Raw genomic sequence first — 22156 nt, 5'->3', positions numbered from 1 at the left:
CCTCTGATGCGAACTTCGGAATCAAAGGAGCTCTAGCAGCCTATCGTTTCCAGTGCGGGTTTGAATTTGAAGTTGCTATGACAAACTCGCGGCGAAAACTGATAGGAACTTCAAATTCACCGCACTGGGCCGGTGCTTTGGCCGACCCAAGCGCGGGACAGGCATTCAATCGGGGCGTGGCATGTTGAACAGGTTCGTGACGGCGCAACCCGCCGTGATGCGGCGGTGGGGAGCAGGCGCAATCGTGGCGCTCGCGGCGGTCACCGCGACGACAGCGCTGCCCGCCGGCGCCGCGGCGAGAGCGGGTCGTCCCGCGCCAACCGTCGAGGCGACGGCGCCGCGCGTGGCAGGCGAGCCGATCATGGCGATCGTGTCGATCAGTGCGCAAAAGGTCACTTTCTACGACGCCGATGGCTGGATCCTGCGCGCGCCGGTGTCGAGCGGAACCACGGGACGGGAGACGCCGGCCGGGGTCTTCGCCGTCGTCGAGAAGGACAAGGACCACCACTCGACCATGTATGACGATGCCTGGATGCCGAACATGCAGCGCATCACCTGGAACGGCATCGCGCTGCATGGCGGCCCGCTGCCGGGTTATGCGGCATCGCACGGCTGCGTGCGAATGCCTTACGAATTTGCCGAGGACCTGTTCGAGAAGACGTGGATCGGAATGCGGGTGATCATCTCGCCGGATGATGAGGCTCCGGCGGACTTTTCGCATCCGGTGCTGGCGCTGTTCAAGCCGAAGCCGGAAGCTCTCGCGGCCGCTCCGGCGCGCGCCGTCGCGGCAAATCGTGAGGTCGAGGGGGCCACCCAGGCCGCCGATGAGGCAAAGAGAGCCGCCGCGACGGCGGCGCACGAGACGATTTCGCTTAACGCGTCGCTGCGCAGAATGGAGCAACTCAAGACACATACCGCCGCCGAGCTGGCGTTCGCCGACAAGGCGCTCGCCAGCGCGAGGACGCAACAGGCGACGGTGAGGGCCGAATTGCTGAAGGAAAAGGTGGCTCCCAAGGCTGAAGAAGCGTCGGCGCGGCTCGATGCCGCCAAAGCCGACGCGAAATCGAAGATTGAGGCCGCCGCCACGACAAAGGACGCCGCCAAGGCTGCCGCGGCCAGGAAAGCCGACACCGTGAAAGCCGCGACCGATGCCAAGCTCGCTGTCGAGCCGTTCTCGATCTACATCAGCCGTGCCACGCAGAAGCTTTACGTGCGGCGGAACACGCACAAGCCGGCGCCGGACGGCGGCGGCGAAGTGTTCGATTCGAGCATTGAGGTTCCGGTCACGATCCGCGATCCGGACAAGCCGATCGGCACGCATATTTTCACCGCGGTGGCGCGCTCCGACACGGGGCTGCGCTGGACCGAGGTCACGATCGACAAGGGCGACGATGCCAAGGACGCGCTCGATCGCGTCACGATTCCGCAGGATGTGCTCGATCGCATCGCGCCGACCACCTTGCCGCGATCCTCGATCATCATCTCGGACGAGCCGTTGAGCGCAGAGACCAACTACCGTACCGAATTCGTCGCAGTCTTGAGCGACCAGCCCCAGGGCGGCTTTATCACGCGCAAGCCGTCGACGCCTTCGGCCGACGTCGCCGTTGCGAGCGATGGTGGCTGGGGCGACAGCGGCGACGGCTTCTTGTCGTTTTTCCAGCGCAGTCCGGAACCGCAGCGCAACCTGATCCCCCAAGGGACCAATTCGGCACGGCGGGGCGGCCAGATCTATTATCCGGGGCAGCAGGCCTATCCGTCCCAGCGCGTCTATCCGGCCCAGCAGGGCTGGGGACAATCGGGCTGGTGAAAAAGCGCGGCCCGTCGCGGCGTCACTCGTCCGCCGCGACGGAGCGCGTCAGAGCCCGCCGGAGCCGCCTTCGACGATTTTCTCGTTGAGCTTTTGATCGACGGTTTGCACGGTTCTATCGATCTCCGCGTTCGGCACGCCGAGCTGATGCGAGATCAGTTTCACGAGCAGGTCCACGCGCTCGATGAAAGGCGCGCCGGCGGCCACCGCCCGCGCCGCCGATGACGGCTTGAGAAGACTCTCGGCAGCCCTGGCGTATTTCTCGAACGGCACCTGGTCCTTTTCGTCGGCGCCGAGACGGCGGGCAACCGCATCGACATGCTCGTAGATCGATTTCGAGAGCTTGAGATCTCCGTGCACGGCATCGCGGATCGACTGCGGTTCGTTCAGCGTGATGCAGCGGTAGTTTCCTGTCAGCAGCATCGACCATTTGGCCAGCGGCACGAACGGCGAATCGAACACCTTCAGCTTCACCGGCACATCGTGGCCGTCGAGCGTCACCGCATCGATGTCGGCTTCGAGCTCGCGCAGTATCTTGGTGTGAGCTTCGTCGGCAAAGGCAGCGGCCTTGAAATTTGTCGCAAGACCAACGTGCAGGACATTCGCCGCCTCTTCCGGCGGACGGAAAGCCTGCGGGTCCGGCGAGCAGAGCGACACCAGTTCAGGCTTGAAGCGCTCCCAGACCTGCGCGTTGGTATAGGCTTCCTCCATATCCATGTCCGCCAGCGACGGAATCCGTTTGAGATAGGGCAAAGGCGGCATGTTCATGATCGACAGGCACGGCAGCTTCGCCTCGGCGATTTTGATCATGAGCACGCGGATCGTGTGATTGGTGTATTGCGGTTCCTGCATCGCAAGGCCCACCAGGTCGTAGCGGGAGACGTCCACTTCCTGGGGCGTCAACGCATTCAGCTTCCCGGGAAGATCGCGCGAAAGGATCGCGCGGTGCGAAGGCTCGTCGCGCAGCTTGATGCGAACTTGCGTGCCCTCGCGGTTGATGAGGTCGGCGGTCTTCCTCCGGCAAACCAGGGTCACATTGTGCCCGGCCATGAGCAGCTTGGTTCCCAACAGGGATCCATAGGATGCTCCCAGAATCAGAATATTGCGGGCCATGTCGTCTCCTTCGGATTGGGTCGCGGTGCCCTGGGCTGGCTTGGGTCCGATGCCAGCATTTGCTGGCATACCAGAGGATGACGTTTTTACACGTCCTTGGTCCTCCACAACCTCTGCCTGCAGCGTGGAAAATGGCATTTTGTCAATTTATGACTCGTATATTCAGACAAATTTACAGACTTTTATAAACAAACGCGGCGCGCGGAACTTGATCGCCGTCGAGGATGATGCCGCCATCGCCGGCTTGGCCCGGGGCGGGTCAGGTGGCCATTTCCGCCGCAGGATCTTGCGGGGGCGTTCAGTTGCGCATCACGTCGCAATAGGCGCCGGCCGCTTTCAGCGAGGCGCACAGTTTTTGCGCCCCGGCGCGCGTGTCATCGCCAATCCGCACCCGTGCGGCCCCCGACTGGCCGATGATCCCGCGTATGACCACTTGCGGCTCGCGGCCGGCAACGATTGCCGCAAACTTCGGCTCCCACCATTCGCGGTAACGAACTAGGGCGTTTGCTCGCGTCGTGCCGCCAACGACTTCGACGCCCCAAGGTTTGATAGGCTCGGCTTTCGGCTCGGACTCTGCCGGGCTCGGCGAAATCAAAGCGGTAGCCGGCAAGTCGCAGGGGACCTGGACCGGAGGCAGCGCAGCCGATTTGGTTTCGGCGCCACTCGCCCATTCATCGGCTGACCGTCCCGTCACGATCCGCACATAGGCCCGCGTTTCCTGCGGAAGCGACCTGCGGCCTCCGAGCCAATCGTGAACGCGTCCGGATCCGGCGTTGTAGGCGGCCGCCGCCAGGCCGAGATTTCCAAATTCCTGGCGCAGGTCGCGCAACAACTGTCCGGACTTCGTGATTGCCTCGAGCGGATCGAAGGGGTTTTCCAGACCGCTTGCGCGTGCCGTAGCCGGCATGAATTGCGCGATACCTTCCGCGCCTTTGCGGCTGACCGCGTCCGGCTTGAAGCGGCTTTCCTGCCAGATCAGGCGGATGAAGAAATCGACCGGCAATTCATTGGCCGCGGCCGCCGTGCCGAGCGCATCGCAAAGGTTCGGTGTTTTCGGCGGAGCGGCGGACCCTTCGTTTTGTTCGGGTTCGCTGGTTTGTTTGGCGCCGTGATTTTGCTCGTTCCCAGTGTTGTCGCTCGCCGGCGCTTGCTGCGCCGATTTCGCATCATCGACTGCAAAAGCAGAACGGCCGCTCACTGCCAATGTCGCGAACAGAAGCAGGGCGAGCAGGACGCCGGAAACCCGGCTGCCCCCGCCGGGCGAGGGTACTTTACTCGGCGCAACACGCATCACGATCAGGATCAGAACTTCCGGGAAGACGAAGCAAGGATCTTCGCAACGCAACGTCGGAACACAAAATGCGTTCCGATATCGAACATGATCCGAGGTTGCCCGGTCGAGCTACCGGTCGAGCTTCAGCACGCGAATGTTGTTGGTGGTTCCGGCCTGGGCAAAGGGTATCCCGGCCACGACGACCAGCAGGTCGCCGGCTGACGCAAATCCCTGCTCGCTGGCGAGCTTGCTGGCGCGGTCGACCATCTCCTCGTAGCTCTGGACGTCTTCCGAGAACATGCTGTGCGCGCCCCACAGCAGGCAGAGCCGGCGCGAGGTCGCAAGACTCGGTGTAATTGCCAGGATCGGCTGGCTCGGCCGCTTGCGTGCGACGCGCGCGGCGGTCGTTCCGCTCGAGGTGTAGGCGACGATCGCCTTCGAATGGATCACGGTGGCAAGATCGCCGGCCGCGGTCGCAACCGCATGGGGCGCAGTCTGTTCCTCGCCCGGCTCCGTCGCTTCGATCAGCGAGCGGTACATCTTGTGCTGCTCCGTGCTTGTGATGATGCGGTCCATCATCTCGACGGTTTCGCAGGGGTAGCTGCCGGTCGCCGATTCCGCCGACAGCATCACCGCATCCGCGCCGTCATAGACGGCGGTCGCGACGTCGGAGGCTTCCGCGCGTGTCGGCGTCGGCGCCGCCACCATCGAATCCAGCATCTGGGTTGCGACGATCACCGGCTTCACCGCCAACCGGCAGGCCCGCACCAACTCTTTCTGGCGGCCGGGAACGGCCTCGGGCGGAATTTCAACGCCGAGATCGCCGCGGGCGACCATCACCGCATCGGACAGCTGGATGATGTCGTCGATGCGATCGAGCGCGGCCGGCTTTTCGATCTTCACCATGACGCCGGCGCGATCGCCGATCAGGGCGCGCGCCTCGATCACGTCGGAGGGCCGCTGCACAAACGACAGCGCAACCCAGTCGACGCCGAGTTGCAGGCCGAATTCGAGGTCGGACCTGTCCTTGGGCGTCAGCGGCGACAGGTTGAGGACGGTCCCCGGCAGATTGACTCCCTTGTGGTTCGAGATCGTGCCACCGACGATGACCTTGGCGTCGATCGTGTCGTCGCCGATGCCGGTGACGCGGACACGAACCCGGCCATCGTCGATGAGTAGATCGTGATCCGGTGCGATCGCTGCGAAGATTTCCGGGTGCGGCAATGGAATGGCCGAGCGATCGCCGTCCGCTCCCGATTTGACGAAGCGAATGGAATCGCCTGACTTGACGGTGATCTTGCCGTCCCGCAGCGTGCCGACACGAATCTTGGGTCCTTGCAGATCCATCAGGATGCCGATCGGCCGTCCGGCCTCCCGTTCCAGCGCGCGAATGGCGGCGTGGACCTTGGCGTGACCGTCCTGCGTGCCATGGCTGAAGTTCAGGCGGAACGTATCGACGCCAGCCAGAAACAGCGTCTTCAACATCTCGGGAGAGGAACTGGCGGGACCGACTGTGGCGACGATCTTGGCTCGCCGGTGACGATGCATGGTCATTTCGTCTTTCCTTTCCGCGTTCCTAAGAGAACGGCTCCGATGTCATTGACGTTGGTGAGGGTGGGGCCCGTGCGCAAGGGCGTCGCCGAGAATAAGGGACGTCAATCCTTCCTTCCGCGCGCCGTTCCACTCGCGGGACATCCGAACCACTTTATGCGTTGTCGGCGCGGATCGCGCCGATCACCGCGTCGGTCACCTTGCGCGTATTCGCGGTTCCGCCGAGGTCCGGCGTATGCAGCGCGGGGTCGGCGGTGACGCGCTCGACCGCCCTCATCAGGCGCTGCGCGGCAGCTTTCTCGCCGAGATGTTCCAGCATCATCACCGCCGACCAGAAAGTGCCGACGGGATTGGCGACGCCTTTGCCCGTGATGTCGAAGGCCGAGCCATGGATCGGCTCGAACATCGAGGGAAAATTGCGCTCCGGATTGAGGTTGGCGGTCGGCGCAATGCCGAGCGAACCGGCGAGCGCCGCGGCGAGGTCGGAAAGGATATCGGCATGAAGGTTGGTGGCGACGATGGTGTCGAGCGTCTGCGGCCGCATCACCATGCGCATGGTCATGGCGTCGACCAGCATCTTGTCCCAGGTGACATCCGCGAATTCCCGCGCCACCTGCACCGCGATCTCGTCCCACATCACCATCGCGTGGCGCTGCGCGTTCGACTTGGTGACGACGGTGAGCAGCTTGCGCGGGCGGGAGCGGGCAAGGCCGAAGGCAAAGCGCATGATACGCTCGACGCCGGCGCGGGTGAACATCGATACATCCGTCGCTGCTTCGAGCGGCGATCCCTGGTGGACGCGTCCGCCGACGCCGGCATATTCGCCCTCGGAATTCTCGCGGACGATGACCCAGTCGAGTTCCTTGTCCTTGACGCCGCGAAGCGGCGAGGTGATGCCCGGCAGGATGCGCGTCGGCCGCACGTTGGCGTACTGGTCGAATGGCTGGCAGATGGCGAGCCGTAACCCCCACAGCGTGATGTGATCCGGAATTTCGGGATGCCCGGCCGAGCCGAACAGGACGGCGTCGTGGTGGCGGATCTGATCGCGGCCATTCTCGGGCATCATGCGCCCGTGCTTCTTGTAATACTCGCCGCCCCAATCGAAATGATCGAAATGGAAATCGAACGTGCCTTCGCGCTTGGCCAGCGCTGTCAGGGCTTCCACGCCGGCGTTCACGACTTCGGTGCCGATTCCGTCGCCGGGAATCGCTGCGATCTTGTAGGTCTTCATGGAAAACTCCTGTTGTTGATTCCTGATCGGTTCGTATTGGCGATCGTCGTCGGTCGATTCTGGGCGCGCGAGAGCGCCACGCGACCGCGCGCGCGATGCCGTCCTTGCGGTGCTTGAAAGACAATTGCGGGTTTATGCAAAAGAGGCCTGAACGGCTGCCTGTGCTCTTTGTCTGCTCCGGCTGGAACGAGCGCGGTCGTCAGGAGCCGCCGAATGCCTTGAAGGTGATGAGGGTGTGGGTGTCCTGGATGCCGGGAATGATCTGCACCTTCTCGTTCACGAAATGGCCGATATCGGTTCCTTCACTGACGTAGAATTTGACGAGAAGGTCGTAATGGCCGGCGGTCGAATAGATCTCCGAGGCGATCTCCGCTTCCGCAAGCGCATTGGCGACCTTATAGGACTGACCGAGCTTGCATTTGATCTGGACGAAAAAGGGGACCATCGCGGTCGTCTCCAGGGCTATCTCTTAAAAAGAGGCTACTTCTTAAGCCCAATATATAGCGTGGCCAAACTTGCTGGCAACAACACGCCGCGTTAGCGTGCCCATCCAACGCCCGCTATAACATAGCAGAATGACCGTACCAATCGCGCTCACCATTGCAGGCTCGGATTCCTCCGGCGGCGCCGGCATCCAGGCGGACCTGAAGACCTTTGCCGCTTTCGGCGTCTATGGCGCCTCCGCGATCACGGCGCTCACCGCGCAGAACACGCGCGGGGTGCGCGGCATTCATGCGGTGCCTGCGGCCTTTGTCACCGCGCAGTGTGAGGCCGTATTCGACGATCTCGACGTCAAGGCCGTCAAGATCGGCATGGCGGTGGAGCTTTCCATCATCGAGGCAATCGCGTCGTCGCTCTCGCGCTGGAAACCAAAGCATGTCGTGCTCGATCCGGTGATGGTGGCGAGTTCCGGCGATCGGCTGTTGCCGGCGGAGGCGGTGGCGAGCTTGCGCAACCATCTCATTCCCAAGGCGACCTTGCTCACGCCGAATTTGCCGGAGGCGGCCGCGCTCCTGGACGAGCCGATTGCATCGGATGAAGCCGCGATCCGAAGCCAGGGCCAGCGACTGCGCGCCATGGGCGCGCGCGCCGTGTTGATCAAGGGGGGGCACGGGCAGGGGAGTGAGAGCATCGACTACTTCTTCAGTGGCGACGACGTCATCGCCTTGCCGGCGCCGCGCATCGCAACCGCCAACACCCATGGCACCGGCTGCTCGCTGTCATCGGCGATCGCCGCTAGCCTCGCCAAGGGCGAGACGCTGGAGACAGCGGTGCGCCACGCGAAGACATGGATCACGGCGGCGATCGCCGCCGCCGATCGCCTCCGCGTAGGCAAGGGCCACGGCCCGATCCATCACTTTCACAGGTTTGATTGATACCGGCGCGCGGGATCACGAGGGCGCTCTTTCGACCCTGAACATCGGAGCATAGCTCGGCAGAATGGTAAGCCGGCCAACAGGCATCACGGGCCGCTTGCTCTCGGTCGCGATCGTGTAGCGTTGGAGCAGCGTTGCCAGCATGATCTGGGCCTCGGCGAGCGCGAAGACGGCGCCGATGCAGATGCGAGGTCCGGCGCCGAAAGGCAAATAAGCGCCGCCGGCTGTCCACGGCGAGGGCTTCCCTGCAAATCTGTCCGGCATGAAGGCGGTCGGGTGCTGCCAGTGTTTCCTGTGGCGATGAAGTACCCACGGTGCAACATAAACTTGAGTGCCACGCCGTACCGGTTCACCCATGATCACGTCATCTTCGACCGGCTCGCGTATCATGATGGGAACTGGCGGATAGAGCCGCAGAGCTTCCAGGAGCACGAGGCGGAGCCGGGGCCAATGGCCGAGATCGTCAAGGGTTGTGACGCGCTCCGGCGGGAACGATGCGATCTCGTCTCGCAGCCGCGCTTGCTCGCCGGGATCAAGCGTCAGCAGATAGGAAGCCCAGAACAGCAGGCGCGAGGTGGTCTCAAATCCGGCAAAGATCATGGTTGCGCATTGATCGCGTATCTCATCTGCGGAAAGCTGTTCACCGGTATCTGGATCACGAGCTGCCATCAACAGATCGAGCAGGTCGCGATGATTCGTATCATGCGTCGCGCCGCGTCGGGCCGCGACGACGGCGTCGACAGCCGCGAACCAGCGTTTCTGGAAGGCGCGCCGTCCTCCCAGGGCGAAGGCAAAGGACGTTTCGGAGGCCGCAAAAGCATCGAATATCTGCGGGCGTCCCGGCCCGGTCATATATCGGCGGACGAGGTTGCCGAGCCGATCTCGCTCTTCTTGGCTGGGCATTGAGAAAAGCGAGCGGAGCACGGCGTTCAGCGCGGCCGTTTGATATGCAGCGGAAAGATCGACGCTTGACTGCCGCTCGAATTGGCGAACGAGATCGGCCGCCGCCGCGATGAAATGGGGAAGCAGGATGCTTACATGATGCGGGGTGAAGGAAGGTGACAGCAGGCGGCGCTGCCGGCGCCATTCGCTTGCTTCCGCGAGGAACACGCCTTTGCCGATCAGCGGGCGCAAGATGCGGGGCAACATTGCCGGGCGGACATAATTTGCCGCGTTCGTCGTCATCATATGCCGAACGCCGCCAGGGTCGTTTACCAGCGCGCTTTCGACGCCGAATAGCGTGTGGCGGTTGAACGCTATATCGAATGAGTAATCCGGCCAGATCGCGAGGCTGTTGCGGATGCTGCCGAATAGAAATCGGAGGGCTGGCAGGTCCTTCGGATGGACGGGTGGAGCCGGAGGGATGACCGAGGAGGCTTTATTCAGCATAGAGACCTTGCGCGAGTTAAATTCCCGGTTGCTTTCAATATGGCAGCAGCCGACTCTCGATGTATTGAACGGACCGGACATCGTCCGAAGCTGTCGCCCGACGTAAAGATGCGCCGATGACTTCAACCATTTCCCAAATCATCTGGCCAAAGCCTGCGGCGGTAGGGTGCATCGTCTGTACGATGGTTCGGGATACGCGAGGCGTTCCACTCGATCACGCCCAAAGGTTCAATTTCTTCCCTGCCTCGCCATTTTGCACGGTGACCTGGACGTTCGCAGGCGATTGCCATTGGATCGATCAGACCGATCAGATCGAACATCCGCGGACGGGCGCAAAATTACCGGGCCTCGCTTTTTGCGGGGCGCAGCTCGGCCCGGTCGTTAGCTGGAATCCCGGCGAAACCCGCTCGGTTGCGACGGCATTCTATCCAGACGCATTTTCGGCGATGACCGGGCTTGATCTGAGCCCGTTCACCGGGCGCATGGTGCCAGCGGAAGACGTTCTGCCGCAGCCGATTTTGCAACCTTGCCGCAACCTCTTCGCTTCCGTTGAACGCAACGGGGTCGAAAGCGGTTTGTCTGCATTCGAAGAGCAGATTGGGACGCTGTGGGCTGGCGTGCGCCCTGACGGTTTCAGGCCGATAAGATGGGTGAAGGACTGGGGCCGAAGCATCGCGCTCAAGGCCACGCTCTCCGGGTCTGGGCGCAGCGCCCGGCAAGTCGCGCGACGGATCAAATCATGGACGGGCGTCAGCGAGAGAGATTTGCGCGGCATTGGCCACTCGGAGCAGCTTTACGCCACGCTGCACGAGGCCATTCAGAGCGGCGATGTTGATTGGGCCGAACTTGCCGCCGCTGCCGGGTTTGCCGACCAGCCGCACATGATCAGGCAAATGCGGCGGAGCAGCGGCTTCACGCCGGAGCAGTTGCGCCAACGCGCAAGAGACGACGAAGCCTTCTGGGGTTACCGGCTCCTCGGAGAATATTTCGAGAAGTGATAACCGGAAACCACGGCACCGGGTCACGGCGCCTTCTGAGGCGTTGCCGGTCCGCTCGTGCCCCGCTGAGGAGCGAACGGCAAGGGCAGTTTGCGCGGTGGGAACTCTTTTTTCGGTGGCGCGGGGATCAGTCCTTCCCGAATAGCCTGCTTGCGGGCAAGCTTGCGGGCTCGCCGGATGGCCTCGGACCTTTCTCGCGTTTTTCTTTCCGATGGCTTTTCGTAAGAACGCCGCTGCTTCATTTCTCGAAAGACGCCTTCGCGTTGCATTTTCTTTTTGAGAATGCGGAGAGCCTGATCGACGTTGTTATCGCGGACGAATACCTGCAATTTTGCGTGCTCCAATCGTTGACTCGAAACCGAGCCGTGCGTCGCCCGGCGCGGCTTTGGCAGCCGCCAGTCCATTCACAAACGGCAGTGTTGAGAAGGTACAAGCCCACTCAATCCGAAGCTTCGAAATTACTTTGCGATACCGCTACGCTTTCGCCAAAGCGACCTTCTCCGTCGCGCGAAAAGCACGGCTGCATTCAGCTTCAATCTGACGATGTCTTTGAAAAAACGGTCGCTGGGACCGATCTGCAAGGCCCAAGGCCAATCGAACGAATAGAGACTATAGCTCCGATTCCGAAGTTCGCAAGCTATTGCGGCCCCTCCGATGCGAACTTCGGAATCAAAGGAGCTCTAGCAACTTATTGCTTTGAGTGCGGCTTTGAATTTGAAGTTCCTATGACGAACTCACGGCGAAACTGATAGGAACTTCAAATTCGCCGCACTAAACATTAATTCGGGAAACGCAAGGTTCCAGCGCCGAGCTTGTGGTTACCGGCAAGCGGGTTGGGGTGAATCATTTCGGGAACCTATGTCGCTGGGGGTGCTTAATCTATTCGTCGCCCTGGAGAGCGCTCGTGAGAATATTGACGGTCGATGACGAGCCCCTGATCCTCATGGACATCGAATCCCGGCTTAAAGAAGCGGGACATGAAGTTGTTTCAGTCCACAACGCGGAGAGGGCGATCGCTGTACTGGCCAGCCGTTCGATCGACCTGATCCTGACCGATATCGATATGCCGGGCTCCATGGATGGACTTATGCTTGCCGAGGCCGTGCGGGAGCGCTGGCCGCCCATCAAGATCGTCGTCATGTCAGGCAAGAAACGACCGGGTCGCGGCCAGCTTCCATCGGATGCTCGATTTGTCGAGAAGCCGTTTCGGGCGCACAAGCTGTTGGAGGCGGTCGGCATCTGGTGAATGCCAATAGCGTCCGGTTCGGTGGTACGAGTTTTGCTTTCTTACTTGCTTTATTGCGGCTGAAGCTATATATGGACGATATTCGATTGGCCGCTGTGCTTTTTTGAACGCGCCTGCGGGCCCTTTCCCGAAGACATCGACAAGTTGGATTGGAATCGCGTGATCCTCACGCGAGATGTCTTTGGAGAAGATAAATGCCGGTAGGTACTGTTAAGTGGTTCAATAGCGTAAAGGGGTTTGGTTTCATCCAGCCCCAGGACGGCAGCAATGACGTTTTCGTGCACGTCAGCGCCGTCGAGCGGGCAGGTTTGCCAGGCCTGAACGAAGGTCAGAAAGTTTCGTTCGAGCTCAAGTCCGACAAGATGCGGGGCAAGGTAAGCGCGGAAAATCTTTCGCTAGCCGACTGAGCCCATTACGTCATTTCACGGATGTACTGAAATGACCGCGTACCCGCTCAGTCGATCGATTGAGCGGGTTTCATCGTTTTCTGTTCGGAAAGGCAGAGATGGCGGGCAGTGCGGCGAATTTGAAGTTCCTATCAGTTTTTCCGTGCGTTCGTTATAGGAACTTCAAATTCAAAAGCCGCACTGAAGACCTATGTTTGCTAGAGCTCCTTTGATTCCGAAGTTCGCATCAGAGGGGCCGCAATAGCTTGCGAACTTCGGAATCGGAGCTCTAGAAAATCCACTGAACCATCCGCCGAAACCCTTGCGCGCGCCAACCGCCGGCACCTGGCGCAGGAAGAAGGCGTGCGAGCGATGGCTGACATCGAACAAAAAGGCATTGCTGTCCGCAAGAACATGGCGCGCCTGCGGGCGCTCAGGGAAGCTAGTGCGGCGCAGGCGGCGAGTGTCCCCTCGACATTACCCGGCGCTGCGACGCGGAAACGCAAGAAGGCAATTCGCTCATAATTTCGGTTCAGCCAGCGGGTTGAGGGTCGTCAGTTAACGGCGTCTCAATAGACCCAACCCTGGAACGGAATGCGCGCGGTCAGATTGTTTCTTCATATTGTCAGTGGCGGTCCATAGCAGCCGCCCGGATGCCGCTCCAATAGCGTGATCAACGAAGGTGTCGCAGTTTTGCTGCGTGAGAGATCAATCCCGGATCGCGTGGGGCAGGCTAGTGCGGCGACTTTGAAGTTCCGATCAGTCGTGCCGCACACTCGCCATCGGAACTTCAAAGTCAAAGCCGCACTAGAATCAAAGATTTGCTAGTGCTCCTCTGATTCCGAAGTTCGCAAACGAGGACGCCGCGAAATGGTGCGAACTTCGGAATCGGAGCACTAGGAATTGTCATCCGCAAGGAGGAACAAATGCGTCAGCATGCGTCATCGACCCGGCTGGAGCTCGAAGCCAACCGGGTGTTCAAGCCGGCAGAGGTAGAATTGAGCGAATATGCCAAATTGCAAAAGGCATTCGACGACAATCGTGAACGGCTAAAGTCGGAGCGGCTGGCGCGAGAGGCCGCCGAATCCGAACGGCGCCGCAAGAAGCGGCGATAGCCCGCACGCCCCGCGTTCGCATCGATGGAGCGGCAACAATCCGCCTCGTGGATGCGGCTCGGCTGAGGAACGGTCTCGAGACATTTCGCCGATCACATGCGACGGTTCGACCTTTGCGGGCGCGCAGTCGCAGCCACTCGTCCGATATCATTGCGAACTTCGACCGCGAAATGCTGTCCGGTCGAGCCTTCCATGACGGCACCACCCGTCGATACCGACGATCGGCCGTCAATCCTTGCGCGGAAGATCACGCCATCACTCGCTGAGCCACCGAAACAGGAAAACGGCTCCGGCGCTGGAGTGCCGGAGCCGCTACCCAAGCCTGCCAAAGGAGGGGACACCGCAGGCCCGTGCCTCTCATACTGGCTAAATCTTTCGTTCAGGCGACAGGACTACATCTTCTTGTCGTTTTTCATCATGCCGTTGTTGTTCATCATTCCGTGGTTCATGTCGTTGCCCATACCATTTTTCATCGTGTTCGTTTTCGTCATGTGATGCTTCATTTTATGGTGCCGCATCATCTCGTTATGGTGCCGCATCATCTCGGCATTTGAGTTCATGGAGTTGGACATTCCGGCTCTATTCATTCCGCCCGCATTCGTGTTCTGGGCGAGTGCCGAGCCGCACATGAGCGCGGTTATCGCGGTCGCAATCAAGAATTTACGCATCGTCTACCTCCAAAAATTGGGTTGGCTAAATCTACTAGAGCTCCGATTCCGAAGCTCGCAAGCTATTGCGGGCGCCGCACTAGTGGTCCAATTCTAACATTCGCATCCCTTCTCAGCGGCCGCTTTTGCGAATGTTAGAATTAGAAGGACCACTAGCAGATATAAGTTTCTAGTGGAGTTTTGGATTTGACATTCGTATTCGGGACTTGCGGCCAGGTGGATAGCGAATGTCAAATCCACTCCACTAGGAGACAAGATGACGAACAGCCAGCGGTTCCAAAAATTCAGCCGCGAAAAACAAATAAGCCACGTCGAAACTTCGCAGATCGCAGCTCGTACATGAGAGCTTCAACGACTGATGCGTCTCGAAGGATCAGGTTTGGAGCCTGTCTTCCCGGCAGCGCGGGTGCTGTCCGGCCATCAGGCTACGGGCGGAAGCCATCTTGTGACTTCATCCTGAGCGACGGAACTTACTTAGAGACGGGCAGTTCCCTTTGGAAGTCATGATCACCCATGGAGATTTCTTATGGAATTGATCCTCATTATCATCGTTTTGGTGTTGTTGTTTGGCGGCGGCGGATACTGGGGTCGTCGTAGAGGCCATTGGTAGGAAATTTGCCGAGACGTCAGGATTGACCGAAAGCCAAACCTGATTTTGCGGTTTGAATCAAAACGGACCCGCACGGCGCTTCGAGCAGGACCGGCTCGTGAAGCGCGTGCGCATCAGATTTCCCGCTCGACGGCCTCAGGCAATTTCATGAGTTCGATTGAACGTGCATTCCGATCGGAGTGATTGTCACGTTTATCGTCGGCCTCCCTGGAGATGCAAAAAGGCGACACGGAATTGACGCCGGCTAGTCAGGTGATCCCACAGTCGTTTGAACCATGATCCATGGCCCATCGCCACACCGGCGCGATGTATCGCTGCAATATGGCGTGGAGGCAATGCGGGAGTCTTTGCATCGGCGGGAGCAAGCTCCTTGATTGCAATGCTCACATGTCCGGAAGAACCATTCTCGACGTCCTTTGGGCGGATCGGGTCTTGAATCCCCGTCGCTTGATCGACCTGCTCGGGGGCGGCGTGCTGACCTTGATCGGGTACGGCATGCAGCGTGTCCTGACCTGAATCGGATTTGGCTGGTTCGTGCCGGTCGCGCTCCTGCTCAGTTACAGGGGCAGGCACTTGGGACTTCGCAGCCAAGCTTGCAGTCTCGATATGCAGACAATGACGTGCCGTTTCGATTTCGCTATCGCTGGCCCCGTGACTTCGTGCCCACTTTTCTGCCGCTACTGCTGAGTACCGGGCAACATAGAAGCGAACCATGGCGCAGGAGACATGACCAAACAACGGCACGCCTGCTGTGGCCGCCTGGCTGAACGCAATCAATATTGCAAAGGCTAGGATTGCTGGTCTCGTCATCACGATGCGCCATGAAGGAAATAACAGAGCAACTTCGGACGCATCTCGCTCCGCCGTCCAGCCCTTGATGAAACGCGCACCGACAATTCACGTCGGAACGTTTACAAGTTATCTACACAATGCCGCGAAACACGCGTTAACCACTTAACGTTCCTGCCCTGGAACTTTGCTGGCGGAAAATGATGTCGCCGGATTGTCGCAGGCGGCTGTTATCGCGGGTCGTAACAGGCGGCGTTCGATTCGTGACGTAAGCGCGGGTGCGCCAGTCATGGAAGTGTCATCGGAATCTGCTAGCCGCGCATGGGAAGTGACTCGATGAGTGAAGTGACTCGATGAGTGAAGAGCAGCCGGAGCGGCGTTTTCGCACCCTGTTTATCTCCGACGTGCATCTCGGGGCGCGAGGCTCGCAAGCCGATAAGCTGCTCGATTTTCTCCGTGTCCATGACGCCGATACGATCTATCTCGTCGGCGACATCGTCGACGGCTGGGCGCTGAAGTCGAGCTGGCACTGGCCGCAATCGCATAACGACTTCGTGCAAAAGATGCTGCGCAAGGCGCGCAAGGGCGCCAAGGTCATCTATATCCCCGGCAATCACGACGAATTCCTGCGGAACTATTACGGCACGCATTTCGGCGGCATCGATGTGGTCGAGAATGCGCTTCACGCCGGGGTCGATGGGAAGCGCTATCTCGTCATCCACGGCGACATTTTCGATCTCGTGGTGCAGAACGCGCGCTGGCTCGCCCATCTCGGCGATCGCGCCTATGATTTTGCGATTCAAATGAATCGCTTGGTCAATTTCTTCCGACGTGCGTTCGGCGTTCCCTATTGGTCGCTGTCGCAGTGGGCGAAGCAGAAGGTCAAGAACGCGGTGAACTATATCGGGGCGTTCGAGACGGCGCTCGCCGCCGAAGCACGGCGTCACGGCGCCGATGGCGTGATCTGTGGCCATATCCACTATGCCCTCATCCGCGAGAGCTACCACGGCATTCGCTACATGAATTGCGGCGACTGGGTGGAAAGCTGCACCGCGCTCGTCGAGCACGAAGACGGCCGCTTCGAAATCATCAACTGGAGCGATCCCGCGCTTCGGGTCGCTCCTGTTCCCGCGGTCACGGCCCGCGCAGCGGCGTAACGCGGTCTGAGAGAAGGCCCGCCGCGCCCTTGCCGTCCTGGCGCGAGAGGCGTTTAATCCCGCTCATGAACGAGCCTCTCTCCCACATGCCCGTGAGTTCCGCCGACGTCGATGCCGCCGCAAACGTGATTGCGCCGTTTGCGGTTCGCACGCCGCTGTGGTCGCCGCCCGTTCTTTGCGATCGCATCGGCGCCAAAGTTTTTCTCAAGCCCGAAGTCCTGCAACGCACGGGCTCGTTCAAATTCCGCGGCGCCTTCAACAAACTGTCGTCGATCCCGCAAAACGCCCGCCAGGGCGGCGTGGTGGCGTTTTCCTCCGGCAATCACGCGCAGGGCGTGGCCGCGGCGGCCAGGATTCTCAACATGCCCGCCACCATCGTGATGCCGGCCGACTCGCCACAGTCGAAACGCGAACGCACCAAATCCTACGGCGCCGAAGTCGTGCTTTACGATCGCGACCGCGACGATCGCGAAGCGATTGCGCGGGAGATTGCCGGCAAGCGCGGCGCGACGCTGGTGCCGCCTTACGACGATCCCAAGGTGATCGCGGGGCAGGGCACGGTGGGGCGGGAAATCTGCGAGGATCTCGCGGCACTCGGCATCGCGCCCGACATCGTGGTGGCGCCGGTTTCCGGCGGCGGCCTCATTGCTGGTGTGGCGACAGCCGTCAAGGCGCGTTTTCCGCAAGCCATGGTGATGTCGGCCGAGCCCGAATATTTCGACGATCATGCCCGCTCGCTGCGCGCCGGCAGGCGCGAGGCCCACAAGGCGGAAGGCCGCAGCATCTGCGATGCGCTGATGGCGGCGATCCCCGGCGAGATCACCTTTGCCATCAATGGCAAATTGCTCGCCAGGGGCGTCACGGCATCGGACGCCGAAGTCGCTGCCGCCGTGGCCTTTGCCTACCGCGAGCTCAAGCTCGTGGTCGAGCCTGGCGGGGTGGTTGGCCTTGCCGCTCTTCTCGCCGGCCGTATCGACGCGCGCGGCAAAAATGTGGTCATTGTGCTGTCCGGCGGCAATGTGGACGCGGACCTGTATGCGCGCCTGATCGCCTGAAGGGCGGCTGCCCACCGGCAATAGGCTGCCCGAACGGCAATCGATCTGCTATCGTTGCAGCCTTCGCCTTGAAGAGAAGCGAAAGAACCAAAACAGATCGGGAGGAATTTTCATGCACAGGCTGCTCGTGCTCTACAACGAACCCAAGGACCCCGCGCATTTCAAGAAGTACTACGTTGAGACGCACGTGCCGCTCGCGAACAAGATCCCCGGCATCAAGAACGCGCGTTATTCCTTCGATGTGAAGGCGCTTGGTCCCGGCAAGGCGCCGTATTTCTGCATCTTCGAGGCCGACTTCGACAGCGAGGCGGCGTTGATGAACGGACTCGGCTCGAAGGAAGGCCAGGCGGTCGCAGGCGACGTGCCCAACTATGCCTCCGGCGGTGTCACCATGGCGCACTTCGCTGTGAAGTGACGCGCACCCAAACCTAAGAGAAGAACGCGATCTTCTCGTTCTGGCTCATGCGCCGGATCGGTGCCAGCGGGTCGGGCCCCGAGGTCCGGGGGCGCGACACGATGCCGTTGGCGATCAGGCTCGAGCCAAGGGACGGCGGGAGTGACGGTGTGGGCGTGTGTGCAGGCTCCCGCTGCGGTTCAGCTTCTGGCTGAAGCGGTGTGGCCGCGGGCTGTGCCGTGGCCACGGCGGGCTCCCCCGCCGCGTTGCCGGCGTCCGATCCAAAGGAGACGTCGATCTCCCAGGACGCCGCGCCTTCGCGGACCATTTCGGCTTCGGGCTTTTCGGCTGGAGGTTCCCCGACCTGAAGCGCTTGAACCTCACGTTCATGGACCTGAAGCGCGGCTTCCTCATCAGTCCTGAGATCTTCGAGCTTGGGCTCGTAGGCCTCGTCGGTGTCGGGCGCGGCCATTTCAAGCGCCACCATATCGAGCAGGGCTTCATCGCCGGCGTCGAAGGCGTCGTTCGGTTCGTGCGCCGCTTCAGACACTGTTTCGATATCGGTCTCAGTTTTGGCTTCGGTCTCGCCTGGCGCGTCGCCCGCGACGGCAGCGGCCTTAATCGTCGCATCGGGTTCGGCCGGTTGCGCGACCTTCATCACGGCCGGTGCTTGAGCCTCGGCCTGCGCCGCAGTTTCGGCCTCGGTCTCGGCGACCGGTTCGACTTCCGTCTCTTCCGGCGCCGGCGCTCCGGCCATGGGCGCGCTTGCAGCAGGCGCGGCGTCGCTGGCGTCGAACGAGGCGATCTTGCCCTCGATCCGATCGAAGGCCTCGACCAGCGTATCCGCAAGGCCGGAAGGGTTTAGCTTGGCGGCCGCATCCTCAATGGCTGCAACCTGGGAGTCGATCAGGTCGCAAATCCGTCCGTCGGCGCCGATTTCACGCAAGCGCCAGGCAATTTCCCGGATAACGCGGGCGCCCTTGCGCACCGGGACCAGATTTTGCTCGATCCCCAGGCCGTCAACGGCCGCATTGGCAGCGTCTCGCGCCTCTGCGAGCGCCACGCGGAACGATGCCAGCGCCTCGTCCAGCAGGGGATCGCGCACCGGCTTTTTCTGCGCCGCGATCGTGTCCTCGATCCGCGCCACGGCGTCGAGCACCATTTTGGTGTCGGCGTTGCGGTTGCGCTTGGCGTATTCGCCGAGAAACCAGCGCCCCCGCGATGTCTCCATGAACGCCTCTTTGATGGCGTCATAATCCTGCTCGCTCGGCTGGACCGGACGAGCGGCGATGGGAGAGAGGGCGAAGATTTCGTCGGCCATGGCTAACTCATCCGCGCCTGTCGTAGCGCGTCGAGCGTGATCCGGAAAATTGGGAATCGGTTTTCCGAAAAGATCATGTTCAGGCAACAATCCCGGGCGCGACAGTGATTCGACTTAAACCATCGCTTTAACTCTAACGATCACCACGATATCGCGCGAATCGCAATTGAATTGATGCCACTCCCGCCACAAATCCCCACCGCAAGCGGCGAATCCGTTCAGGAACTTCAAATAGTAAGCGGCACTAGTGGTCCGATTCTAGCATTCGCATCCCTTTGCAGCAGGCGCTTTTGCGAATGTTAGAATCAAGGGACCACTAGCAAATATATGTTTCTAGTGGAGTTTGGGATTTGACATTCGCTTTTCGAATTTGCGGCTAGGTGGGTAGCGAATGTCAAATCCACTCCACTAGAATCATGAATTTGCCAGCGCCCTTGACTTTTCGAAGTTCGTAAAAGGGGGTGCTGCGATGGAGTACGAACTTCGAAAAGTGGGCACTGTGCGCCTGTCCCGGCGGTTTGCCGCGCGCCTGGCGATGTTTTACGCCGCGATCTTCGCGCTCGGCGGCTGCCATCTGCCGTTCTTTCCGGTGTGGCTCAAGGCGGTGGGGATCGATGCGGGCTGGATTGGCGTCATCTCGGCGGTTCCGGCCCTGACGCGCTTTACCGTCCTGCCTGTCGTGACGAGCCTTGCCGAACGCCATGCCGCCCTGCGTGGCGCCATGATCGCAACCGCCGCCATCACGACGATTGGTTTTGTGGCGATCAGCACCCAGCATTGGCCGCTCGCGGTGTTCCTTGTCTACGCCGCGACCGCGGCGGCCTGGACGCCGACGGTGCCGTTGACGGACGCCTATGCCTTGCGCGGCGTCGTGCAACATGGCCTCGACTACGGACCGGTGCGGTTATGGGGCTCGGCCGCGTTCATCGCCGGCGCGCTCGGCTGCGGGTGGTTCGCCGACCTGATCCCGGCGAAGCACCTGATCTGGATCATCGCCGCCGTCGCGGCGCTGGCCGCCTTGGTCAGCCTCGGTTTGCAGCCGCTGGAGGGTCGCAAGACGCAGATTCCGGTGCAACACAATTCACGCGCGCTGCTGCGCGACCCCGGCTTTCTGGCGATCATCGCTGCGTCGGCGCTCATTCAAGGCAGCCACTCGACCTACTACGTCTTCAGCGCCATCACCTGGCAGTTCGCCGGCCTCAACGGCCTGACGATTGCGGCGCTCTGGGCGATCGGGGTCGTGGCCGAAATCGTGGTCTTTGCGCTGTCGCCGCGTTTTACGCTGCAACCTTCGACGCTCGTGACGATCGGCGGGCTTGCGGCCCTGGCGCGCTGGCTGATCACGGCGCAAGCGCCGCCGGTTGGGGTTCTGGCCGTTGTCCAGCTTGCGCATGGCTTGAGCTTCGGGCTGACGCAGCTCGGCACCATGGGGCTGATGGTGCGTCATGTGCCGATGCCGGTGGTGACGCGCGCGCAGGGCTATCTTGCCGCCTGCAGCGGCATCGTCTCCTCCGGCGCCTCGATCGTCTCAGGCATGATCTATGCGCGCTACGGCGAGAGCGCCTATTACGCGATGGCCGCGATGGCGCTTTCGGGCGCCGTCATCATGTGGTCTGCGCGGAAATATCTCGCGGCTCACCCCCAGAAGGTGACATCCGGCGGATAGACCGTGCTGTCGTCGTAGCGCAGGCCGCCGTCGCGGTCGCGCGACAGGAGCAGCGGGCCGTCGAGATCGACAAAACGGGCCTGTTGCGCGATCAGCATGGCGGGCGCTATCGCAAGCGACGTCGCCACCATGCAGCCGATCATGATGTCGAAACCTTGCGCGGCGGCCGCGTCTGCCATGGCGATGGCTTCGGTCAAGCCGCCGGTCTTGTCGAGCTTGATGTTGACCGCATCGTAGCGTCCGCGAAGGCCGTTGAGCGAGGCGCGGTCATGCACGCTCTCATCGGCGCATACCGCGATCGGCCGCTTGATCCGCCCCAGCGCCGCGTCGTGGCCGGCCGGCAGCGGTTGCTCGACCAGCGTGACGCCCGCTTGCGCGCAGGCGGCGAGGTTTTGTTCCAGGTTGGCTTCCGTCCAGGCCTCGTTGGCGTCGACGATCAGTTCGGAATCGGGCGCAGCCTTGCGCACGGCGGCAATCCGCGCCTCGTCGCCATCGCCGGCGAGCTTGATCTTGAGAAGCGGCCGGTGCGCGGCCATGGCGGCGGCTGCCGCCATCGTTTCCGGAGAGCCCAGCGAGATGGTGTAGGCCGTCACGCGAGGGAGAGGAGCGGTTCGGCCAAGCCGGTCCCAGATCCGCTGGCCGCTTTGCTTGGCCTCAACGTCGAGCAGGGCGCAGTCTAGCGCGTTGCGGGCGGCCGACGGCGGCATCGCCGATTGCAGCGCCTGCCGATCGAGCCCACCGCCGATGGCGTCCTTCATGCCAAGGATTGACGCAAGCGTTGCCTCGGGCGTCTCGTTGTAACGCGGATAGGGTACACATTCGCCGCGGCCGGTCACCTCGCCGTGACGCACTTCGGCCACGACGACAACCGCTTCGGTCTTGGCGCCGCGGCTGATGGTGAAGCTGCCTTCGATCGGCCAGCGTTCGATTCTCGCCTCAACTATTGGTGCTTTGCTCGAAGTCATTTCAACATCTAGCCATTTTCTGGGCGCGCGCAGATCGCCCGCCCTA

23 protein-coding genes are annotated in these 22156 nt (G+C 61.4%); 12 read left to right on the top strand and 11 right to left on the bottom strand.

Annotated elements, in window-relative coordinates:
* Window positions 1-188 (top strand): hypothetical protein (locus M6D32_RS24305; RefSeq protein ID WP_298261093.1); only part of this gene is annotated, 188 nt, incomplete at its 5' end.
* Window positions 182-1807, top strand: a complete 1626-nt coding sequence (locus M6D32_RS24300) for a L,D-transpeptidase (RefSeq protein ID WP_298261091.1) — start codon at window positions 182-184, stop codon at window positions 1805-1807. The genes M6D32_RS24305 and M6D32_RS24300, both read left to right, overlap by 7 nt.
* A gap of 48 nt (window positions 1808-1855) precedes the next feature.
* Here M6D32_RS24300 and M6D32_RS24295 read toward each other — a convergent pair whose 3' ends face one another.
* The 5 genes from M6D32_RS24295 to M6D32_RS24275 all read right to left on the bottom strand — a co-directional run bounded on the left by M6D32_RS24295 (window position 1856) and on the right by M6D32_RS24275 (window position 7420).
* The gene (locus tag M6D32_RS24295; RefSeq protein ID WP_298261089.1) at window positions 1856-2920 is read right to left on the bottom strand and encodes a 2-dehydropantoate 2-reductase N-terminal domain-containing protein; all 1065 of its coding nucleotides are present in this window, start codon (window positions 2918-2920) and stop codon (window positions 1856-1858) included.
* A gap of 298 nt (window positions 2921-3218) precedes the next feature.
* Window positions 3219-4211 (bottom strand): lytic transglycosylase domain-containing protein, encoded by a 993-nt coding sequence (locus M6D32_RS24290; protein ID WP_298261087.1) that lies wholly within the window; start codon window positions 4209-4211, stop codon window positions 3219-3221.
* 111 nt (window positions 4212-4322) lie between these two features.
* Complete coding sequence (pyk, locus tag M6D32_RS24285; protein WP_298261102.1) at window positions 4323-5741, bottom strand: pyruvate kinase; 1419 nt, start codon at window positions 5739-5741, stop codon at window positions 4323-4325.
* 157 nt (window positions 5742-5898) lie between these two features.
* A complete protein-coding gene (locus M6D32_RS24280) occupies window positions 5899-6975 on the bottom strand; it encodes a tartrate dehydrogenase (RefSeq protein ID WP_298261085.1) in 1077 nt (358 codons plus the stop codon).
* A 199-nt stretch (window positions 6976-7174) separates the two neighbouring features.
* Window positions 7175-7420 carry an Lrp/AsnC family transcriptional regulator gene (locus tag M6D32_RS24275; protein WP_298261083.1) on the bottom strand — a complete coding sequence of 82 codons (246 nt, stop codon included), beginning with the start codon at window positions 7418-7420 and terminating at the stop codon, window positions 7175-7177.
* A gap of 130 nt (window positions 7421-7550) precedes the next feature.
* On the opposite strand from M6D32_RS24275, the gene thiD reads away from it, so the two are divergent.
* Entirely contained in the window at window positions 7551-8351 is an 801-nt protein-coding gene (gene thiD, locus M6D32_RS24270) for a bifunctional hydroxymethylpyrimidine kinase/phosphomethylpyrimidine kinase (protein ID WP_298261082.1), read from the top strand.
* A gap of 15 nt (window positions 8352-8366) precedes the next feature.
* Here thiD and M6D32_RS24265 read toward each other — a convergent pair whose 3' ends face one another.
* The gene (locus M6D32_RS24265) at window positions 8367-9740 is read right to left on the bottom strand and encodes a cytochrome P450 (protein ID WP_298261080.1); all 1374 of its coding nucleotides are present in this window, start codon (window positions 9738-9740) and stop codon (window positions 8367-8369) included.
* Between the two features lie 260 nt (window positions 9741-10000).
* On the opposite strand from M6D32_RS24265, the gene M6D32_RS24260 reads away from it, so the two are divergent.
* Window positions 10001-10738, top strand: a complete 738-nt coding sequence (locus M6D32_RS24260) for a hypothetical protein (RefSeq protein ID WP_298261078.1) — start codon at window positions 10001-10003, stop codon at window positions 10736-10738.
* A 23-nt stretch (window positions 10739-10761) separates the two neighbouring features.
* Here the strand turns inward: M6D32_RS24260 and rpsU are convergent, their stop codons facing one another.
* The gene (gene rpsU / locus M6D32_RS24255) at window positions 10762-11067 is read right to left on the bottom strand and encodes a 30S ribosomal protein S21 (protein ID WP_298261076.1); all 306 of its coding nucleotides are present in this window, start codon (window positions 11065-11067) and stop codon (window positions 10762-10764) included.
* A 509-nt stretch (window positions 11068-11576) separates the two neighbouring features.
* Between rpsU and M6D32_RS24250 the strand changes: the two genes are divergently transcribed.
* The 4 genes from M6D32_RS24250 to M6D32_RS24235 all read left to right on the top strand — a co-directional run bounded on the left by M6D32_RS24250 (window position 11577) and on the right by M6D32_RS24235 (window position 13485).
* Window positions 11577-11984, top strand: coding sequence for a response regulator (locus tag M6D32_RS24250; RefSeq protein WP_298261100.1), 408 nt, complete (start codon window positions 11577-11579; stop codon window positions 11982-11984).
* Window positions 11985-12178: 194 nt separating this feature from the next.
* Window positions 12179-12391, top strand: coding sequence for a cold-shock protein (locus M6D32_RS24245; RefSeq protein ID WP_298261074.1), 213 nt, complete (start codon window positions 12179-12181; stop codon window positions 12389-12391).
* A 351-nt stretch (window positions 12392-12742) separates the two neighbouring features.
* Window positions 12743-12895 (top strand): hypothetical protein, encoded by a 153-nt coding sequence (locus M6D32_RS26965; protein WP_366145859.1) that lies wholly within the window; start codon window positions 12743-12745, stop codon window positions 12893-12895.
* A gap of 401 nt (window positions 12896-13296) precedes the next feature.
* Entirely contained in the window at window positions 13297-13485 is a 189-nt protein-coding gene (locus M6D32_RS24235) for a hypothetical protein (RefSeq protein WP_298261072.1), read from the top strand.
* Between the two features lie 392 nt (window positions 13486-13877).
* On the opposite strand, the gene M6D32_RS24230 is transcribed toward M6D32_RS24235, so the two are convergent.
* Both M6D32_RS24230 and M6D32_RS24225 read right to left on the bottom strand, forming a co-directional pair.
* Window positions 13878-14153, bottom strand: a complete 276-nt coding sequence (locus tag M6D32_RS24230; RefSeq protein ID WP_298261070.1) for a hypothetical protein — start codon at window positions 14151-14153, stop codon at window positions 13878-13880.
* Window positions 14154-14955: 802 nt separating this feature from the next.
* The gene (locus M6D32_RS24225) at window positions 14956-15573 is read right to left on the bottom strand and encodes a hypothetical protein (protein ID WP_298261068.1); all 618 of its coding nucleotides are present in this window, start codon (window positions 15571-15573) and stop codon (window positions 14956-14958) included.
* A 332-nt stretch (window positions 15574-15905) separates the two neighbouring features.
* On the opposite strand from M6D32_RS24225, the gene M6D32_RS24220 reads away from it, so the two are divergent.
* The 3 genes from M6D32_RS24220 to M6D32_RS24210 all read left to right on the top strand — a co-directional run bounded on the left by M6D32_RS24220 (window position 15906) and on the right by M6D32_RS24210 (window position 18179).
* Window positions 15906-16709 (top strand): UDP-2,3-diacylglucosamine diphosphatase, encoded by an 804-nt coding sequence (locus M6D32_RS24220; protein ID WP_298261066.1) that lies wholly within the window; start codon window positions 15906-15908, stop codon window positions 16707-16709.
* Between the two features lie 65 nt (window positions 16710-16774).
* A complete protein-coding gene (locus M6D32_RS24215) occupies window positions 16775-17764 on the top strand; it encodes a threonine/serine dehydratase (RefSeq protein ID WP_298261064.1) in 990 nt (329 codons plus the stop codon).
* 112 nt (window positions 17765-17876) lie between these two features.
* Window positions 17877-18179, top strand: a complete 303-nt coding sequence (locus M6D32_RS24210; RefSeq protein WP_298261062.1) for an EthD family reductase — start codon at window positions 17877-17879, stop codon at window positions 18177-18179.
* A 13-nt stretch (window positions 18180-18192) separates the two neighbouring features.
* On the opposite strand, the gene M6D32_RS24205 is transcribed toward M6D32_RS24210, so the two are convergent.
* Window positions 18193-19479: a hypothetical protein gene (locus M6D32_RS24205; RefSeq protein ID WP_298261060.1), complete on the bottom strand. Its 1287-nt coding sequence runs from the start codon at window positions 19477-19479 to the stop codon at window positions 18193-18195.
* Window positions 19480-19948: 469 nt separating this feature from the next.
* On the opposite strand from M6D32_RS24205, the gene M6D32_RS24200 reads away from it, so the two are divergent.
* Window positions 19949-21145: an MFS transporter gene (locus M6D32_RS24200; RefSeq protein WP_298261058.1), complete on the top strand. Its 1197-nt coding sequence runs from the start codon at window positions 19949-19951 to the stop codon at window positions 21143-21145.
* Here the strand turns inward: M6D32_RS24200 and dgcA are convergent.
* Window positions 21115-22110, bottom strand: coding sequence for an N-acetyl-D-Glu racemase DgcA (gene dgcA, locus M6D32_RS24195; RefSeq protein ID WP_298261056.1), 996 nt, complete (start codon window positions 22108-22110; stop codon window positions 21115-21117). The genes M6D32_RS24200 and dgcA overlap by 31 nt on opposite strands.
* Window positions 22111-22156 lie beyond the last annotated feature (46 nt).

The sequence above is a fragment of the Bradyrhizobium sp. genome, from assembly GCF_027307225.1.
Taxonomy (GTDB): domain Bacteria; phylum Pseudomonadota; class Alphaproteobacteria; order Rhizobiales; family Xanthobacteraceae; genus Bradyrhizobium.
Note: the sequence above shows the minus strand (reverse complement) of the source record. Positions and strands in the feature narration are given on the sequence as shown.

Excerpts from the sequence above, each read along its gene's own strand:
- M6D32_RS24300 (WP_298261091.1), top strand. The coding sequence starts at position 182 with ATGTTGAACAGGTTCGTGACGGCGCAACCCGCCGTGATGCGGCGGTGG.
- M6D32_RS24295 (WP_298261089.1), bottom strand. The coding sequence starts at position 2,920 with ATGGCCCGCAATATTCTGATTCTGGGAGCATCCTATGGATCCCTGTTG.
- M6D32_RS24290 (WP_298261087.1), bottom strand. The coding sequence starts at position 4,211 with ATGCGTGTTGCGCCGAGTAAAGTACCCTCGCCCGGCGGGGGCAGCCGG.
- pyk (WP_298261102.1), bottom strand. The coding sequence starts at position 5,741 with ATGCATCGTCACCGGCGAGCCAAGATCGTCGCCACAGTCGGTCCCGCC.
- M6D32_RS24280 (WP_298261085.1), bottom strand. The coding sequence starts at position 6,975 with ATGAAGACCTACAAGATCGCAGCGATTCCCGGCGACGGAATCGGCACC.
- M6D32_RS24275 (WP_298261083.1), bottom strand. The coding sequence starts at position 7,420 with ATGGTCCCCTTTTTCGTCCAGATCAAATGCAAGCTCGGTCAGTCCTAT.
- thiD (WP_298261082.1), top strand. The coding sequence starts at position 7,551 with ATGACCGTACCAATCGCGCTCACCATTGCAGGCTCGGATTCCTCCGGC.
- M6D32_RS24265 (WP_298261080.1), bottom strand. The coding sequence starts at position 9,740 with ATGCTGAATAAAGCCTCCTCGGTCATCCCTCCGGCTCCACCCGTCCAT.
- M6D32_RS24245 (WP_298261074.1), top strand. The coding sequence starts at position 12,179 with ATGCCGGTAGGTACTGTTAAGTGGTTCAATAGCGTAAAGGGGTTTGGT.
- M6D32_RS26965 (WP_366145859.1), top strand. The coding sequence starts at position 12,743 with ATGGCTGACATCGAACAAAAAGGCATTGCTGTCCGCAAGAACATGGCG.
- M6D32_RS24235 (WP_298261072.1), top strand. The coding sequence starts at position 13,297 with ATGCGTCAGCATGCGTCATCGACCCGGCTGGAGCTCGAAGCCAACCGG.
- M6D32_RS24230 (WP_298261070.1), bottom strand. The coding sequence starts at position 14,153 with ATGCGTAAATTCTTGATTGCGACCGCGATAACCGCGCTCATGTGCGGC.
- M6D32_RS24225 (WP_298261068.1), bottom strand. The coding sequence starts at position 15,573 with ATGACGAGACCAGCAATCCTAGCCTTTGCAATATTGATTGCGTTCAGC.
- M6D32_RS24220 (WP_298261066.1), top strand. The coding sequence starts at position 15,906 with ATGAGTGAAGAGCAGCCGGAGCGGCGTTTTCGCACCCTGTTTATCTCC.
- M6D32_RS24215 (WP_298261064.1), top strand. The coding sequence starts at position 16,775 with ATGAACGAGCCTCTCTCCCACATGCCCGTGAGTTCCGCCGACGTCGAT.
- M6D32_RS24210 (WP_298261062.1), top strand. The coding sequence starts at position 17,877 with ATGCACAGGCTGCTCGTGCTCTACAACGAACCCAAGGACCCCGCGCAT.
- M6D32_RS24205 (WP_298261060.1), bottom strand. The coding sequence starts at position 19,479 with ATGGCCGACGAAATCTTCGCCCTCTCTCCCATCGCCGCTCGTCCGGTC.
- M6D32_RS24200 (WP_298261058.1), top strand. The coding sequence starts at position 19,949 with ATGGAGTACGAACTTCGAAAAGTGGGCACTGTGCGCCTGTCCCGGCGG.
- dgcA (WP_298261056.1), bottom strand. The coding sequence starts at position 22,110 with ATGACTTCGAGCAAAGCACCAATAGTTGAGGCGAGAATCGAACGCTGG.